The sequence below is a fragment of the Pseudomonas sp. NFACC14 genome, from assembly GCF_900106885.1.
Taxonomy (GTDB): Bacteria; Pseudomonadota; Gammaproteobacteria; order Pseudomonadales; family Pseudomonadaceae; genus Aquipseudomonas; species Aquipseudomonas fluorescens_AA.
Window position 1 is genome coordinate 63,593 of record NZ_FNOA01000003.1, and the last position, 16,861, is coordinate 80,453.

Below are 16,861 nucleotides of genomic sequence, written 5' to 3' on the forward strand. Positions count from 1 at the left end.
ATGGTTACACAGCCGCAGGGCTGGATAACCGCGCCAGGGCTGACGCCATGCTCGGTGCCAGGGGCAGGCGCGGAATCAAGACCGCCTGCCAGGCGTGATACAGGTCCGGCTTGCCCGGCCAGATATCGGCGCTGGGACGGTTTTGCGGATCGAGCTCGTGATGCCAGCTGCCGTTGCAGCGATCGATGAAATGTTTGTCACAGAATTCCCAGAAGCACCGGTACCAGGCTTCGTACTTCGCCTCGTCGGTGCGCTTGAGCAAGGCGCTGGCAGCGGCCGCCGCTTCGGCGTGGACCCAATGCAGGCGGTGGCGAACCACGGCGCGGTTGTCCCAGTCCAAGGTGTAGACAATGCCCGGCGCGCCATCGATGTCCCAGCCATGGCGGCAGTTCTGGTCGAAGAGTTTTTGCGCGTCCTGGGCCAGCCACCCCGGGGTCAGCATGCCAATCTGGACCCGTGCGGCTTCAAGGTGCAGCAGCAGCCGCGCCCATTCGAAACCGTGGCCGGGGGTGGTGCCGTAGGGGCGGAAACCATCGGCAGGATTGTCCTGGTTGTATTCGCGCAGCGGCTGCCAGTGGCGGTCGAAATGCTCCACCACCAGGTAGTCGTTGGCGGCGGCATGGCCGTGGATCACCCGTTCGACGATACGCAGGGCACGGGCCAGCCAACGAGGATCGTCGGTGGCATCGGCCAGGGCCAGGAAGGCTTCGGTGGCGTGCATGTTGCTGTTGGCACCGCGATAGGCCTCTTCCTCGCTCCAGTCGCGGTTGAAGGATTCGCGCAACGCACCCTCCTCCTCACACCAGAAATGCTCATCGATGATCCGCACCGCTTCGTCCAGCAACGCCGTAGCGCCAGGACGCCGGGCCACCACAGCGGAACTGGCCGCCAGGGCAACGAAGGCATGCAGGTAGGCCGCCTTGCCAGCACCGTCTTCATCAGGCCGCGTCGTGGCGAACCAGCCACCGTGTTCGGCGTCGCGCAAGGGGCCGCTGAGGGCCTGGATGCCGTGGTCCACCAACTCGGCAAAACCCGGCAGGCCCTGGATGTGAGCCATGGCGAAGCTGTGGGTCATGCGCGCGGTGTTCATGGTTTCGGCCCGGGCATCGGCCGGCAGGCGGCCAAGCTCATCCAGGTTGCCAAAGCCGTCCGGCAGCTTCGAGGCCTTGGCGAACGCCAGCAGCCGCAAGCCTTCATCGGCAAGCCATTGCTGGTGGGCAGGGGCATTCAGCCAACTGCTGAAGGCCGGTTGGAAGGTGTCCATCGAGGTACCTTTTTTGTTGTTTTGACGCAGGGAGTCTAAACAAGGGATGGCCAGCGGCAGGTAACGAAAGGGGCGAGTTATGTCACTGACTTGTGACAAATCCCTGAGAGATGTGTTGAGGCTGATGACGTCATCGCGAGCAGGCTCGCTCCCACATTGGCTCCAGGGTGTACACAATTTTTGTGTCCCCCCCTGTGGGAGCGAGCCTGCTCGCGATGAACGATGACGCGGTCTGATCAATCCACACTGCGAGGCAACTGCAACGTCACCCGCAACCCACCCTCACGCAGGTTTTGCAGGCTCACCTCCCCCCCATGGCTGTGGGCGATATTGCGGGCGATGCCCAGGCCCAGGCCATAGCCCTGCTGTTGCCCGGCGAGACGGAAGTGCGGTTCGAAGACTTGCTCCAGGCGCTGTTCCGGCACCCCCGGCCCTTCGTCGTCGACGTGCAGGATGAACGCGGTTTCATCGTCATCGATGTGCAGGTGGGCGTTCTGCCCGTATTTCAAGGCATTGTCGATCAGGTTGCCGATGCAGCGCTTGAGGGCCAGCGGCTTGCCGGGATACGGCGCCAGCGCCCGGCCATCCTGGGTCACCCGGCCATTGCCGTTGGGCGCCAGGTAAGGCTCCACCAGGCAATCGAGTACATGGTTGAGGTCCACCGGCTCGATGTTTTCGTGGATGTCGGTGTCCTTGACGCATTGCAGCGCGCCTTTGACCAGCAGCTCCAGTTCATCCAGGTCACGGCCGAACTTGGCTTGCAGGTTTTCATCCTCCAGCAGCTCGACCCGCAGCCGCAATCGAGTGATCGGTGTGCGCAAGTCGTGGGAAATCGCGCTGAACAACTGGCTGCGCTCCGTCAGGTAACGGCTGATGCGTTCGCGCATGGCATTGAACGCTCGCCCCACTTCCACCACTTCGCTGCCACCACCCTCGGCCACCGGCTCCACTTCGGCGCCCAGGGACATGTCGCGGGCGGCCCGGGCCAGACGCTTGAGGGGCCGGCTCTGCCAATGCACCAGCAAACCGATGAACAGCAACAACAGGCTGCTGGTGAGCACGATGAAACCGACCTGTTGCTTGGGCAAGTCTTGTTCTTCGAGGCTGGTGTAGGGTTCGGGCAGCAGCGAGGCGATGTACAGCCATTCCCCCGGCGCCATCTGGATCTGCGTGACCAGCACCGGCGGATTCACCGGTTCCAGCGTCAGGGCATAGTGGGCCCACGAACGGGGCAGCTCATCGAGCTTGAGCCCGGCGTTGAAAATCCGCAGGTCGTCGGGGCTGACAAACGTCACCGAGATATCGGCGTTAGCGCCCAAGGAGCGACGCAGCACTTCATCCACAGCCTTGAGCACCGCCTGCTTGCGCGGTGTTACCGGCAGCACATCCATGCCCAGGGGCTTGTCGTTGAGGGTGACGACGAACCGCGTACCGCCCATGCTGCGCAGCTGGTCCAGCACCAATGGCCGGTACGCCACCGGCAGCGAACGCAAGTAACTGACGCTGGCGGTCATCGAATGGGCCAGGCTACGGGCGCTGGTGACCAGGCCTTCGAGCTGGGTGGCGCGCAGTTGCGAGACCCAGATCAGGCTGGACAAGGTCTGGGCGAACAACACCACCAGCAAGGTCAGCAGCAGCATCCGGCCCAGCAACGAGTGCGGGACCGGTACCCGCCGGGCGATTTTCCTGATCCAGTCAATGCCCATTGCTGGCAACCACACTGGCCGCCAGTTGATAACCGCTGCCACGCACCGTGCGAATCAGCCGCGGTGGTTTGTCGGTGTCACGCAGGCGCTGGCGCAGGCGACTGACCGCCATGTCGACGATCCGGTCCAGGGGCATCAACTCACGGCCACGGGTCGCATTGCCGATGGTGTCGCGGTCGAGGATTTCCTGGGGATGATCGAGAAACAGCTTGAGCAGGGCGAAGTCGGCGCCGGAGAGAATCACTTCTTCACCGTCGGTGTGGAACAGCCGATGACTGACCATGTCCAGCCGCCATTCATCGAAGGCCAGCACTTCACCGCCGGAGCGTTCCTGGCCGAATTGCGCCCGGCGCAGCAGCGCCTTGATGCGCGCCTGCAATTCACGCGGGCTGAAAGGCTTGCCCAGGTAATCATCGGCGCCCAGCTCAAGACCGATGACCCGGTCGGCCTCGTCGGAACTGGCGGTCAGCATGATGATCGGCACATGAGCCTGGCGTGGGTGCTGGCGAACCCAGCGGCAAAGGCTGAAACCGTCTTCATCGGGCAGCATCACATCAAGGATCACCAGGTCGCTCGGTGCATCGTTAAACGCCTGGCGAAACCCGGCGCCGTCGGGCGTGGTCCGCACCTGGAACCCCGCACGGCTGAGGTAGGTGTCCAGCAGTTCGCGAATCTCCTGGTCGTCGTCGACCAACAAAATCGATTTGTTTACTGAACTCACGGGCCTCGTCCTTGTTGTTTGGATTGGGGCGATTATGCCTGATGGACAAGGCCTACAAACACACCACAAAAACTCTGTGGGAGCGGGCTTGCTCGCGAAAGCGGTGCAACAGTCAACCTCAATGGCGACTGACACTCCGTCATCGCGAGCAAGCTCGCTCCCACAGGTGGGGTACCTATCGAACCTCAGGCGGCGGCGGATTGCTCCAGCGCCACGCCCGCGCCCATCAGCCCGGAGTATGGCGCGGTCACCAGCCAGACCGGAATGCCCTTGAAGTAATCGCTCATGCAACCCTTGTCGGCGAAGCAGCGAGCGAAACCGCTCTCGAGGAAGAAATCGGCAAAGCGCGGGACCACGCCACCGACGATGTAGACGCCGCCGCGTCCGCCCAGGGTCAACACGTTGTTGCCGGCCACGCGCCCCAGCCAGCGGCAGAACTGCTCGAGCACTTCCAGGGCGATGGGGTCGCCGGCCAGGCCGGCCGCGGTGATGGATTCGGGGGTGTCGAGTACCGGCACATGGCCGTCCACCGCGCAAATGGCCCGGTACACCCGAGGCAAACCGCTGCCGCTCAAGGCGGTTTCGGCGCTGACGTGGCCGATCTCGTTGTAGATGTGCTGCCACAGCTGGGTTTCCCGCGGGCTGCTCAGGGGCAGGTCGACATGGCCGCCCTCCCCCGGCAACGCGGCGAAACGGCCCTCCCCCAGATCCAGCAGCGTGCCGACGCCCAACCCGGTACCCGGCCCGATCACCACCGCCGGACGCATCGGCTCCGGGGTGCCTTCGCACACGACCCGGTACTCATCGGGACGCAAGCAGGTCATGCCCAGGGCCATGGCCGAGAAGTCGTTGACCAGCAACAGCTTCTCCACCTGCAGGGTCTGGCAGAACGCCAGATTGCTCAGGCGCCAGTGATTGTTGGTAAAGCGAAACTCATCGCCGCTCACGGGACCGGCCACCGACAGGCACACCGAGCCGATGGCGCCCGGTTTCAGGCCCAGGCCGCTCAGGTACACCTGGATGGCATCTTCCGGGCAGGCGTAATTCGCCGTTGCCAGCACCTGGATGTTTTCCAGGCTGTGGTTTTTCCACAGCGCGAAGCGTGCGTTGGTCCCACCGATGTCACCGACCAAAGCCAGTTTCAATTAAGCGTCTCCAGGGCAGATGTGAAGGCGCTGGCGCCCTGCTCCGCCGAGCTGAAGGCCATGCGCATGAAACCGAACAGCTCGCGGCCGGTGCCGATGTTGTTGCCCAACAGGCCCTTGGCCGGCGTGCGCGCGGCGAATTCCTCGGCGTCCACCTTCAATTCCAAAGTGCCTTTGACGCCATCGACACGGATGATATCGCCCTCCTGCACCCGGGCCAACGCACCACCGACATAAGCTTCGGGACTGACATGAATGGCCGCCGGGATTTTCCCCGACGCGCCGGACATGCGCCCGTCGGTCACCAGCGCCACTTTGAAGCCACGGTCCTGCAACACCCCCAGGAATGGCGTCATCTTGTGCAGCTCCGGCATGCCGTTGGAGCGCGGGCCCTGGAAGCGCATCACCGCGACAAAATCCTTTTCCAACAGGCCGGCCTTGAATGCGTCCGCCAGGTCCTGCTGGTCCTGGAAGACCATGGCCGGGGCTTCGACAATCTGGTTTTCCAGGGCCACGGCCGAGACCTTCATCACCCCACGGCCCAGGTTGCCTTCCATCACCCGCAACCCACCTTCCGGCGAGAACGCGCGGGCCACCGGGCGCAGGATGTTTTCGTCGAGGCTTTCGATCGGGCCGTCGCGCCACACCAATTCGCCATCCTCCAGGAACGGTTCCTGGGTGTAGCGGCTCAGGCCGTGGCCGAGCACGGTGTTGACGTTTTCATGCAGCAAGCCGGCTTCCAGCAACTCACGGATCAGGAACGACATGCCGCCGGCCGCCTGGAAGTGGTTGATGTCGGCCTTGCCGTTCGGGTAGACGTGGCTCAGGGTCGGCACCACCTCGGAGAGGTCGGCCATGTCCTGCCAGGTCAACTGGATACCCGCCGCCATAGCGATGGCCGGCATGTGCAGGGTGTGGTTGGTGGAGCCGCCGGTGGCGTGCAGCGCAACGATGGAATTGACCAGCGAGCGCTCGTCGACGATTTCGCCGATGGGCATGAAATTGCCGCTTTGCTTGGTCATGCGCGTCACCTGGAACGCCGCTTCACGGGTCAGGGCATCGCGCAGCGGCGTGTTCGGGTTGACGAACGAGGCGCCCGGCAAATGCAGGCCCATCACTTCCATCAGCAACTGGTTGGTGTTGGCGGTGCCATAGAAGGTGCAGGTGCCGGGACTGTGGTAGGACTTCATCTCCGATTCCAACAGTTCTTCGCGGCTGGCCTTGCCTTCGGCGTAGCGCTGGCGCACGTCGGCTTTTTCCTTGTTGGAAATGCCCGAGACCATCGGCCCGCCTGGCACGAAGATCGTCGGCAAGTGACCGAAGCGCAGCGCGCCCATCATCAGGCCCGGGACGATCTTGTCGCAGATGCCGAGCATCAGTGCGCCGTCGAACATGTTGTGGGACAGCGCCACCGCCGTGGACAGCGCGATCACTTCGCGGCTCGGCAGGCTCAGTTCCATCCCCGCCTCGCCCTGGGTCACGCCGTCGCACATCGCCGGCGTGCCTCCGGCGAACTGGCCGACCGAGCCAATCTCGCGCAGGGCTTTCTTGATCTGTTCCGGGAAGGTTTCGTAGGGCTGATGGGCCGAGAGCATGTCGTTATAGGACGACACGATGGCGATGTTGGCGGCGTTCATCATCCGCAGGTGGTGTTTGTCTTCGGTGCCGCAACCGGCCACGCCGTGAGCGAAGTTGGCGCACTGCAGCTTGCCGCGCATCGGACCGTCGCTGGCGGCACCACGGATCAATGCAAGGTAAGCCTGACGCGTGGCGCGGCTGCGGGCGATAAGCCGTTCGGTGACCTCAAGAACGCGGGGATGCATGTGTAGAACTCCAGGCTAACGGGTGTGGCGACCTGATTGTCTATGCTGGTCAAAAGCCCGCTGCACGCTGTGTGAAAGGCAAGGCGACAGACGGTTTTTGACCATTCGGACCAGTTGATTCAGGTCACTCGTTGTAGATAAAACAAAATATTGCCACTAAAAAGGCTTGTTTTCTATTTTTATGCGAATAATCTTGTAATTCCAACAACAAATCGACGGCGGCGCAGTTAATGACTCTTCGAATCGCAATCAATGGTTTTGGCCGCATCGGCCGCAACGTCCTCCGTGCACTGTATACCCAAGGCTATCGTCGCGACCTGCAGATCGTCGCCATCAACGACCTGGGCGACAGTGCGATCAATGCTCATCTGCTCAAGTTCGACACCGTGCATGGCACCTTCGACGCCGATGTCCAGCACGATCACGAAAGCCTGACGGTCAATGGCGACCGCATCTCGGTCAGCGCCATCCGCAACCCGGCCGAACTGCCTTGGGCGGCCGAGAAGATCGACGTCGTGTTCGAATGCACCGGTCTGTTCACCGACCGCTCCAAGGCAGCCGCCCATATCAGCGCCGGCGCCCGCAAGGTCATCATCTCGGCCCCGGCCAAGGGCGCCGATGCCACCGTCGTGTACGGCGTGAACCACGATATCCTGCGCCAGTCCCACCAGATCATCTCCAACGCTTCGTGCACCACCAACTGCCTGGCTCCGGTGGCCCAGGTGCTGCACCGCGAGCTGGGCATCGAAAGCGGCCTGATGACCACCATTCATGCCTACACCAACGACCAGAACCTGACCGACGTCTATCACACCGACCCGTACCGCGCTCGCTCGGCCACCCAGAACATGATCCCGAGCAAGACCGGCGCCGCCGAAGCGGTGGGCCTGGTGCTGCCAGAACTGGCCGGCAAGCTGACCGGCATGGCGGTGCGCGTACCGGTGATCAACGTCTCGCTGGTGGACCTCACCGTGCAGCTCAAGCGCGAAGCGTCGGCCGAGGAAGTCAACGAACTGCTGCGCCAGGCCAGCCAGCATTCGAAGATCCTCGGCTACAACACCCTGCCGCTGGTCTCCAGCGATTTCAACCACAACCCGCTGTCGTCGATCTTCGACGCCAACCACACCAAGGCCAGCGGCAAGCTGCTCAAGGTACTGGCCTGGTATGACAACGAGTGGGGTTTCTCCAACCGCATGCTGGATAACTGCCTGGCGTTGTGTAACGCCGAGTAACTGACACGGCAGTATCGAGCTTTTCTGTGGGAGCGAGCTTGCTCGCGATAGCGGTGTATCAGCCAACATCGATGGCGACTGACACGCCATCATCGCGAGCAAGCTCGCTCCCACAAGGGTTCACATTCGTGAAATGAATGAAGGCTTGACCGGCAACGTTGATGATAAGCATTATCATCAACTCGAACCGGATCGGGCCCTACCGTGAGTCAATCGCGCTTTCATCACGTCTTCCTTGCCCAGCGCACGCCGCTGCTGCGCACCCTCGAGCGCATGGTCAGCAACCCCAGTACCGCCGAAGACCTGCTTCAGGAAACCTACCTGCGTGTCACCCGTGCACTGGCCGAACGCACGGTCGAGCACCTCGAACCCTTTGTTTTCCAGACCGCCCGCAACCTGGCGCTGGACCATTTGCGTGCCCGGCGCATCCAGGCCCGGACCCTGCTCGATGACGTGCCGCTGGAAGTCGTCCAAAACGTCGTCGCCCCCCAAAGCAGTGCCGAGGACGCCGCCCATGCCCAGCAACTGCTCGAGCGCCTGAACGTCAGCCTGCAGGCCCTGAGCCCGCGACAACGACAGATCTTCATCCTCAGCCGCCTGCATGGCCACAGCTACCAGGAAATCGCCGAACGGCTGGGCGTGTCCCTGAGCACGGTGCAAAAGGAACTGAAACTGATCATGGCGATCTGTGTGGGACAACTTCAGCTATAAGATTCAAGCTGCAAGTTGTGTGCAGGCTTGTGCTTGCGACTTGAAGCTTGAAACTTGTAACTTGCCGCTGAACCGAGAAACGAGACCCCACCGTGACGGACAACTCCCCTTCTCCTGCGCCGACGCCGGAAACCGCCCATGCCATGGAGCAGGCGCTGGACTGGCTGATCCTGCTGGACAGCCCCAGCGAGGAACAGACGCGGCAGTTCCAGGCCTGGCTGGCGGCCGATCCACGTCATGGCGAGGCCTTCGCCCGGGCCCAGGCGATCTGGGACGGCCCCCAGGTGATGGAGAGTGCCCGCCGACTTGAAACCGCGCCCAAGGTCACCGCGCTGTCGCGCCTGCGTGCCCACTGGAAACCCCTGGCCACCGCCGCCGTGTTGTTTCTCGGCCTGTTCAACTTCAGCGACCTGCCCCTGCGCTTGCAGGCCGACCACCTGACCGTGGTCGGTGAGCGCCAGCGCCTGCAATTGGAAGACGGCTCCAAGGTCCTGCTCAACACCGACTCGGCGTTCTCCAGCACGTTCAACGAACAACGGTACGTGGCCCGCTTGTACAAGGGCGAGGCCTTCTTCGAGGTCCCGGGCAACCGCACCCTGCCGCTGGAAATCGACGCCGGACCGGTCACCGCCAGCGTCAGCGACACCACGTTCGCCGTGCGTTACCTCGACGGCGTGGCCCAGGTCCAGGTGCAGCGCGGCGATGTGGATCTGCGGGCCAATCGCAACGACACCCATGTGCGGCTGTCGGCCGGGGAGAGCATCCGCATCGGCCCCAACGGCTTCGACCGGCCGGCCCGCCTCGATGCCAACACCGACCTGGCCTGGGTCCAGGGTCGGCTGGTGTTCGAGAACCGGCCACTGAGCCAGGTACTGGCCGAACTGCGCCGCTACTACCCCGGCTGGATCATCAACAATAACGAACAGTTGGCCAGTGTCGCGGTGACCGGCAATTACCGCCTCGATCAGCCGTTGGACGTGGTCCGCTCCCTGGCCCATATCACCTCGGCACGGCTTCAGGAATTCCCGGCGCTGGTGATCCTGAACTAAATGAGAATTATTTTTACTCGATAGGCTCCGCTGGTTCGTCTCGTTATAGCCAATGCAATTGATTCGCATCCAGCGATGCGATCTGCACCTATAACAGATGCGACACGGAGCGCTATCGATGTCCTCTCGCCTTACTTGCCGGTTTCTTGCCCCCTCTTGCACGCTGTCACTGCTCACCGCTGCCATCCTGATGGCTGGCACCGCGCCGCTCGCCCTGGCTGCCACCGCCGTGCAGCCCCCTGCCCGCAACATGGGCGACTACACCTTCGCCATCGCCCGGCAGCCACTGGTCTCGGCCTTGAATGCATTCACCGCGGTCACCGGCTGGCAAGTCGGCATGCCGGCGGAACTGGCCGAAGGCGTCGCGTCACCAGGGGTGAACGGCTCGCTGTCGCCTGAAAAAGCCCTGGAACGCCTGCTGGTGGGGACCCACCTGGACTACCGCAAGCTGGGCGACAACAGCATCGTGCTGGAAAGGCGCAGCAGCGGCAGCGCGCTGGAGCTGCAACAGGTGACCATCAGCGCCACCCGCCAGGAACAGGACATCACCAGCGTACCCAGCACGGTCACCGTCCACGACCGCCAGGAACTGGACCGCAACAACGTCAATACCCTCAAGGACCTGGTGCGCTATGAACCGGGCGTGTCGGTGGGCGGTGCGGGCCAGCGCGGCGGCATCAGTGGCTACAACATTCGTGGCATCGACGGCAACCGGATCCTGACCCAGGTCGACGGCGTGGAAGTACCCGGCGGTTTCTTCAACGGCCCCTACGCCAAGACCCAGCGCAATTACGTCGACCCGGAAATCATCAAGCGCGTGGAAATCCTCCGCGGTCCGGCCTCGGTGCTGTACGGCAGCAATGCCATAGGCGGTGCCGTCAGCTACTTCACCCTCGATCCGGACGACATTATCAAGCCCGGCCAGGACGTTGGCGCCCGCCTGAAGACCGGCTACAGCTCCGCCGACGAGAGCTGGCTCAAGTCCGCCACCGTCGCCGGCCGCAGCGGCCCATTCGACGGCCTGCTGCACTACAGCCAGCGCGACGGTCACGAAACCGAATCCTACGGCAGCCACAACGGCACCGGCCTGGACCGCACCGCCGCCAACCCGGAAGACGTGCGCGCCAATAACGTGCTGGCCAAGCTCGGCTGGAACTACAGCGATGACGCGCGCCTTGGCCTGGTCTACGAGAAATACAAGGACGACCGCGACAGCGACCTGAAAAGCGCCTACGGCGGCCCCTACGCCAACGGCCAGCCGGCGATCCCCGACTTTGTACTGCCCGGCGGCATGTACCAGTGGCGCACCGGCAACGACACCATCACCCGCGAGCGTTTCGGCCTGGAGCACAGCTTCGCCCTCGACAGCCTGCTGGCCGATCACGTCAAGTGGAGCCTGAATCACCAGGTCGCCAAGACCGACCAGAGCACCGCCGAGTTCTATTTCCCGATCACCCGCCAGGTCCTGCGCACCCGGGATACCCTCTACGAAGAAAAGCAGTGGGTCTTCGATGCGCAACTGGACAAGGCCTTCAGCATTGCCGACACCGATCACGCGCTGACCTACGGCACCACGATCAAGCAACAGAACGTCACCGGCTCGCGCAGCGGCAATGGCGTGTGTCTGGCGGTGGGTGTCGGTTGCTCTGCGGTGGGCGCCATCAGTACCCGGGACGTGCTGGCAAAAGCCAGCGATTTCCCGGACCCGACCATCAACAGCTACGCCCTGTTCGCCCAGGACCAGATCAGTTGGGACAAATGGACCTTCACGCCCGGCCTGCGCTACGACTACACCCAACTCAAGCCGCACCTGACCGAGGAATTCCTCAACACCGTGGACCCCACCAGCGGTGGTGAGGTCAGCGACAAGAACAAGACCTGGCACCGCGTCTCGCCGAAATTCGGCGTGACCTATGCCCTGACCGACCAGTACACCTGGTACGGGCAGTACGCCGAGGGTTTCCGCACCCCGACCGCCAAGGCCCTGTATGGCCGTTTCGACAACCCTGGCGCCGGCTATAGCGTGGAGCCCAACGCCGACCTGGAACCGGAAAAAAGCAAAAGCTACGAAACCGGCCTGCGTGGACGTTTCGACTCCGGCTCGTTCGATGTGGCTGTGTACTACAACAAGTACCGCGATTTCATCAACGAGGACGCCATCACCCCCGGTGCCGACCAGTTGACCTTCCAGAGCAACAACATCAAGCACGCCACCATCAAGGGCGCCGAAGTCAAGGGACGCCTTGAGCTGGACGTGCTGGGCGCGCCAAAGGGCCTGTACACCCAAGGTTCGCTGGCCTACGCCTACGGTCGCAACAACGACACCGGCGAGCCGCTCAACAGCGTCAACCCGCTGACCGGCGTGTTCGGCCTGGGCTACGACCAGGAGCAGTTCGGCACGTTGCTCAGCTGGACCCTGGTCAAGAAAAAGGACCGCGTCGACGACAGCAACTTCAACTCGCCCGATGGCGTGAGCAGCCAGTTCAAGACGCCAGGCTTCGGCATCCTCGACCTGACGGGTTTCTACAAGGTGACCCGCGACGTGACCGTCAGCGGCGGCCTCTACAACCTCACCGACAAAAAATACTGGCTGTGGGATGACGTACGCGGCTACGACAGCGTCGGCGAAGCGGCCGTGCTGAGCCCCGCCAATCTCGACCGCCTGACCGCGCCCGGGCGTAACTTCGCGGTGAACCTGATCTGGGATATCTGACCCGATTTCCCAGGCAACACAAACATCTGTGGCGAGGAGAGTCATGTGGGAGCAAGGCTTGCCCGCGATTAAGACGATGCGGTCTTCCAGAGATCGAGGCGCCTGTTTCGCGAGCAAGCTTTGCTCCCACAGCCCCTCGCCAAAGCAATCTAATTCGAAGGAACTGTTCATGACCACACAACGCCCCGCTTCACGTTCCCAACGCCTGAACCAGATCACCCATGAGCCTCACAGCAAGCTCGACGCCCTGGTCAAGGCCCACGCCCCGTTCGAAACCCCGGCCAGCTTCGCCCGTTTCGTCGTCGCCCAGTACCTGTTCCAGTCGGAACTGGTGGCGCTGTACAACGACGCCGAGCTGTCCGCCCTGATTCCCGACCTGCCGGCCCGTTGCCGGGCCGATGCAGCCAAGACGGATCTCGCCGACCTGGACACCGAAGTCCCCGCGCCGGTGGCCGGTGCGGTGAACAACCCGACCCAGGCCGAAGCCCTGGGCTGGCTGTTCGTTTCCGAAGGTTCCAAGCTCGGCGCCGCGTTCCTGATCAAGCGTGCCGTGGGCCTGGGGCTGAGCGAAACCTTCGGCGCCCGGCACCTGGCGGAGCCTGCCGGCGGGCGCGCCGAAGGCTGGAAAACCTTCACCCGCACCCTCGACGGCCTGGCCTTCACCGAACAGCAGGAAGCCGAGGCGGATAAAGGCGCGCTGGATGCGTTCAACCGCTTTACCGTGCTACTGGAACAGGCTTATGCGGCCGAGCCGGCTTGATCTGTGGGAGCGAGCTTGCTCGCGATGGCGGACTTTCAGCCACCTTATTGGCTGCCTGATACACCGCTATCGCGAGCAAGCTCGCTCCCACAAGGTAAAGTGCATGTCGGATAGAAATACATGAGCCGCACGCCCTCCAGACTCACCCAACTGCTCTTCGCCCTGCTCGCCTACACCAGCCTGGCCATCGGCCTGGTCGCCATCGTCGTGCCCGGCCTGCCGACCACCGAGTTCATCCTGCTGGCCGCCTGGGCCGCGACCCGCAGTTCGCCGCGCCTGAGCGCCTGGCTGGAGAACCATCGGTTGTTCGGGCCGATGCTGCACAACTGGCGCAACGGCAAGGTCATCCCGCGCCGGGCCAAGGTGGCTGCCACCGCCAGCATGCTGCTGTGTGCCGGGCTGATGCTGGTGATGCTCGACCACGGCTGGCCGGTTTACCTGGCGCTCGTGGGCATGGGCCTGGGCAACCTGTGGATCTGGTCGCGGCCGGAACAGGCACAGGGCACTTGTGGCGAGGGCGCTTGCTCCCGCTGGGGCGCGAAGCGGCCCCCAACGGATTTTTGATCTATGATCGCCCTCTCGTACTGGAGGGCTTTCGATGTCAGATCTGCTCACGTCCATGCAAACCGCACTCGGCTTGCCCACGACCCCAATCATCTTCAGCGGCGAAGGCGCCCTGCCCTCGGCGTTCGCCGTCACGGAACTGGCCAGCGCCAGCATCGCCGTTGCGGGCCAGGCGGCCGCCGCGCTCATCCACCAGCAAACCGGCCGCCTTCCGCCCGTCGAGGTCGACCGGCGCCTGGCGTCGTTCTGGTTCTCCACCTCCCTGCGCCCCATCGGCTGGAGCGTGCCGCCGATGTGGGACCCGGTGGCCGGTGACTACGCCTGCGCCAACGGCTGGATTCGCCTGCACACCAACGCACCGCATCATCGCCTGGCCGCGGAAAAAGTCCTCGGCACCTGCACCGACCGCGCCGACATGGCGGCGAGGGTGGCCCGTTGGAACAAGGCCGAGCTGGAACAGGCCGTGGTCGACGCCGGCGGTTGCGCCGCCCAGATGCGTTCGTGGCAGTCCTGGCAGGCCCATCCCCAAGGCATGGCGGTGAATGCCGAACCGCTGGTGCAGCTGAGTGAAACGACTGCCGAACAGCGCAAGCCCTGGCTCGGCTCCGTGACCCAGCCACTGGCGGGCCTCAAGGTGTTGGACCTGACCCGCGTGCTGGCCGGCCCCGTCGCCAGCCGCTTCCTCGCCGGCCTGGGGGCCGACGTGCTGCGCATCGACCCGCCGACCTGGAACGAACCCGGCGTGGTCCCGGAAGTCACCCTGGGCAAACGCTGCGCCCGCCTCGACTTGCATCGGCCCGATGATCGGGCGGTATTCGAGGCACTGCTCAAGGACGCCGACATCCTCCTGCATGGCTATCGCGCCGACGCTCTCGAACGCCTGGGCTATGACGCCGATCAACGCCAGCGAGTCGCCCCGGGGCTGATCGACGTGAGCCTCAACGCCTATGGCTGGAGCGGCCCGTGGCAGCACCGTCGTGGCTTCGACAGCCTGGTGCAGATGAGCAGCGGCATTGCCGAAGCCGGCATGGGTTGGAAACACACCGACAAACCGGCACCGCTGCCGGTGCAGGCACTGGACCACGGCACCGGGTACCTGATGGCGGCCAGTGCCGTTGTGTTGTTGTCCCGCCGCCTGACGAACGGCCAGGGCGGTTCGGCACGCCTGTCACTGGCACGCACGGCGAAACTGTTGATCGAGCGAGGCCCAGGGGACCCGACGCCATTGCGCGCCGAAGACGATAACGATCAGGGCCTGGTGGTCGAACAAACCCCATGGGGCCCAGCCCACCGCCTGCAGGTGCCGTTGAAAATAACCGGGACGCCCCTGCAATGGACTTTGCCGGCGGCGCAATTGGGCGCGCATCGGGCACGGTGGTAAGGGGATAGATGTGGGAGCAAGGCTTGCCCGCGATGGAAGCGACGCAGTCTCTCAGAAATCGAGGCGCCTGTTTCGCGAGCAAGCTTTGCTCCCACATAACCCTCTCGCCACAAGGCGTCACCTCAACCTCGCGGTAAGCCTCACAGCGTCAAAAACCCACTGTACAACCCATACGCCGCCAAGCCCGCCCCGGACATCACACACGCAAAGACACCTTTTTCCACAGGGGTGAACAAGGGTTGGCGCTGTTCGCGCTTGGCCTGGGCAAACAGGATCACCCCCGGCGCGTACAACAACGCCGACAGCAGCAGGTACTTCACGCCGCCGGCATACAGCAGCCACACCGCATAGCACAGCGCAACGCCACCGATGCACAGGTCCTTCATGCGCCGGGCCGAGGCCTGCCCATAGGTTTCGCCCCGTGCGCAAAGCAACACCGCATAGGCTGCCGACCACAGGTACGGCACCAGGATCATCGATGAAGCGAGGTAGATCAGGCTGGTATAGGTGCCCGCGGAGAACAGGGTAATCAGCAAAAACAACTGGATCATGCCATTGGTCAGCCACAACGCGTTGACCGGCGCCTGGTTGGCGTTTTCCTTGGTCAGGAACGCCGGCATGGTCTTGTCCCTGGCGGTGGCATAGAGAATTTCCGCGCACAACAGCGCCCAGGACAACAGCGCGCCCAACAACGACACCGCCAGACCGAGGCTGATCAACAACGCGCCCCAAGGCCCGACGATATATTCCAGCACGCCGGCCAGTGACGGGTTCTGCAATTGCGCCAGTACAGGCTGGCTCATGATCCCCAGGGACAACACGTTCACCAGCACCAGCAGCGCCAGGACCCCGAGGAAACCGATCACCGTCGCACGCCCGACATCCGCGCGTTTTTCCGCCCGCGCCGAATAGACACTGGCGCCCTCGATGCCGATGAACACGAACACCGTGACCAGCATCATGTGGCGCACCTGGTCCATCACGCTGCCCAGGTCCGGGTTCATCTCGCCCCAGATGTCCCGGGTGAACACCTCGGCCTTGAACGCCACCGCGGCGATGACAATGAACATCACCAGCGGCACCACTTTGGCGATGGTGGTCACCAGGTTGATGAACGCCGCCTCCTTGATGCCGCGCAATACCAGGAAATGCACCGCCCACAGCAGCAATGATGCGCAGGCGATGGCCACCGGCGTGTTGCCCTGGCCGAACACCGGGAAAAAATACCCCAGGGTGCTGAACAGCAATACGAAGTAGCCGACGTTGCCCATCCAGGCACTGATCCAGTACCCCCACGCGGAAGAGAAGCCCATGTAGTCGCCGAAACCGGCCTTGGCGTAGGCATAGACACCCGAGTCCAGTTCGGGCTTGCGATTGGCCAGGGTCTGAAAGACAAAAGCGAGGGTCAGCATGCCGACGGCGGTGATGGCCCAACCGATCAGCACCGCGCCAACGTCGGCCCGGGCCGCCATGTTTTGTGGCAGGGAAAATATCCCGCCACCGATCATCGATCCCACCACCAGCGCCACCAGCGCACCGAGTCGTAACTTTTCAATCGGCTGCGGCATCTTTCTCGCTCATTAAGTAAATAATGCGTCATAACGTTTATAAATAACGTCACGCGCACAAAGTCCGAGGGATTATTACCCCGGCCATTATTCAGGACAGCAATAAGAAAGGCCACGCCAGACGATTATCTTTGTCATGAAAACAAATACAAAATAGTTGCGATTCAGAAAAAATCAACTAGCGTGAATAGTCCTACGGGATGAATCCCGCCTCGCAGCACCTT

Annotated in this window: 13 protein-coding genes; 7 read left to right on the forward strand and 6 right to left on the reverse strand. The window is 63.2% G+C overall.

Features of this window, described 5'->3' with window-relative positions; all coding sequences use genetic code 11:
• Positions 1 to 4: 4 nt before the first annotated feature.
• From BLU85_RS06865 to edd, 5 genes are all read right to left on the reverse strand, one after another.
• Positions 5 to 1,264 carry a D-mannose isomerase gene (locus BLU85_RS06865; protein WP_092203920.1) on the reverse strand — a complete coding sequence of 420 codons (1,260 nt, stop codon included), beginning with the start codon at positions 1,262 to 1,264 and terminating at the stop codon, positions 5 to 7.
• A 236-nt stretch (positions 1,265 to 1,500) separates the two neighbouring features.
• A complete protein-coding gene (locus BLU85_RS06870; protein WP_092203922.1) occupies positions 1,501 to 2,970 on the reverse strand; it encodes an ATP-binding protein in 1,470 nt (489 codons plus the stop codon).
• Positions 2,960 to 3,691: a response regulator gene (locus BLU85_RS06875; protein WP_060738873.1), complete on the reverse strand. Its 732-nt coding sequence runs from the start codon at positions 3,689 to 3,691 to the stop codon at positions 2,960 to 2,962. The genes BLU85_RS06870 and BLU85_RS06875 overlap by 11 nt, the downstream gene beginning before the upstream one ends.
• Positions 3,692 to 3,876: 185 nt before the next feature.
• Entirely contained in the window at positions 3,877 to 4,836 is a 960-nt protein-coding gene (locus tag BLU85_RS06880; protein WP_092203924.1) for a glucokinase, read from the reverse strand.
• Positions 4,833 to 6,659 (reverse strand): phosphogluconate dehydratase, encoded by a 1,827-nt coding sequence (gene edd, locus BLU85_RS06885; protein WP_092203926.1) that lies wholly within the window; start codon positions 6,657 to 6,659, stop codon positions 4,833 to 4,835. Before edd ends, BLU85_RS06880 begins: the two co-directional genes overlap by 4 nt.
• Positions 6,660 to 6,889: 230 nt before the next feature.
• On the opposite strand from edd, the gene gap reads away from it, so the two are divergent.
• The 7 genes from gap (at position 6,890) to BLU85_RS06920 (ending at position 15,069) form a co-directional block, all read left to right on the forward strand.
• On the forward strand, positions 6,890 to 7,891 hold the full coding sequence (gene gap / locus BLU85_RS06890; RefSeq protein WP_092203928.1) for a type I glyceraldehyde-3-phosphate dehydrogenase: 1,002 nt from the start codon (positions 6,890 to 6,892) through the stop codon (positions 7,889 to 7,891).
• A 204-nt stretch (positions 7,892 to 8,095) separates the two neighbouring features.
• On the forward strand, positions 8,096 to 8,602 hold the full coding sequence (locus BLU85_RS06895) for an RNA polymerase sigma factor (RefSeq protein WP_092166018.1): 507 nt from the start codon (positions 8,096 to 8,098) through the stop codon (positions 8,600 to 8,602).
• Between the two features lie 143 nt (positions 8,603 to 8,745).
• Complete coding sequence (locus tag BLU85_RS06900) at positions 8,746 to 9,651, forward strand: FecR family protein (protein WP_092203930.1); 906 nt, start codon at positions 8,746 to 8,748, stop codon at positions 9,649 to 9,651.
• 118 nt (positions 9,652 to 9,769) lie between these two features.
• On the forward strand, positions 9,770 to 12,364 hold the full coding sequence (locus BLU85_RS06905; protein ID WP_092203932.1) for a TonB-dependent receptor: 2,595 nt from the start codon (positions 9,770 to 9,772) through the stop codon (positions 12,362 to 12,364).
• A gap of 169 nt (positions 12,365 to 12,533) precedes the next feature.
• Complete coding sequence (locus tag BLU85_RS06910; protein WP_092203934.1) at positions 12,534 to 13,124, forward strand: biliverdin-producing heme oxygenase; 591 nt, start codon at positions 12,534 to 12,536, stop codon at positions 13,122 to 13,124.
• Between the two features lie 120 nt (positions 13,125 to 13,244).
• On the forward strand, positions 13,245 to 13,688 hold the full coding sequence (locus tag BLU85_RS06915) for a YbaN family protein (protein ID WP_092203936.1): 444 nt from the start codon (positions 13,245 to 13,247) through the stop codon (positions 13,686 to 13,688).
• 34 nt (positions 13,689 to 13,722) lie between these two features.
• A complete protein-coding gene (locus BLU85_RS06920; RefSeq protein WP_092203938.1) occupies positions 13,723 to 15,069 on the forward strand; it encodes a CoA transferase in 1,347 nt (448 codons plus the stop codon).
• A gap of 140 nt (positions 15,070 to 15,209) precedes the next feature.
• Here the strand turns inward: BLU85_RS06920 and arcD are convergent, their stop codons facing one another.
• Complete coding sequence (gene arcD / locus BLU85_RS06925) at positions 15,210 to 16,637, reverse strand: arginine-ornithine antiporter (protein ID WP_092203940.1); 1,428 nt, start codon at positions 16,635 to 16,637, stop codon at positions 15,210 to 15,212.
• Positions 16,638 to 16,861: the final 224 nt, after the last annotated feature.

Coding starts and splice junctions, on each gene's coding strand:
- BLU85_RS06865 (WP_092203920.1), bottom strand. CDS start 1,264: ATGGACACCTTCCAACCGGCCTTCAGCAGTTGGCTGAATGCCCCTGCC.
- BLU85_RS06870 (WP_092203922.1), bottom strand. CDS start 2,970: ATGGGCATTGACTGGATCAGGAAAATCGCCCGGCGGGTACCGGTCCCG.
- edd (WP_092203926.1), bottom strand. CDS start 6,659: ATGCATCCCCGCGTTCTTGAGGTCACCGAACGGCTTATCGCCCGCAGC.
- gap (WP_092203928.1), top strand. CDS start 6,890: ATGACTCTTCGAATCGCAATCAATGGTTTTGGCCGCATCGGCCGCAAC.
- BLU85_RS06900 (WP_092203930.1), top strand. CDS start 8,746: ATGGAGCAGGCGCTGGACTGGCTGATCCTGCTGGACAGCCCCAGCGAG.
- BLU85_RS06905 (WP_092203932.1), top strand. CDS start 9,770: ATGTCCTCTCGCCTTACTTGCCGGTTTCTTGCCCCCTCTTGCACGCTG.
- BLU85_RS06910 (WP_092203934.1), top strand. CDS start 12,534: ATGACCACACAACGCCCCGCTTCACGTTCCCAACGCCTGAACCAGATC.
- BLU85_RS06915 (WP_092203936.1), top strand. CDS start 13,245: ATGAGCCGCACGCCCTCCAGACTCACCCAACTGCTCTTCGCCCTGCTC.
- BLU85_RS06920 (WP_092203938.1), top strand. CDS start 13,723: ATGTCAGATCTGCTCACGTCCATGCAAACCGCACTCGGCTTGCCCACG.
- arcD (WP_092203940.1), bottom strand. CDS start 16,637: ATGCCGCAGCCGATTGAAAAGTTACGACTCGGTGCGCTGGTGGCGCTG.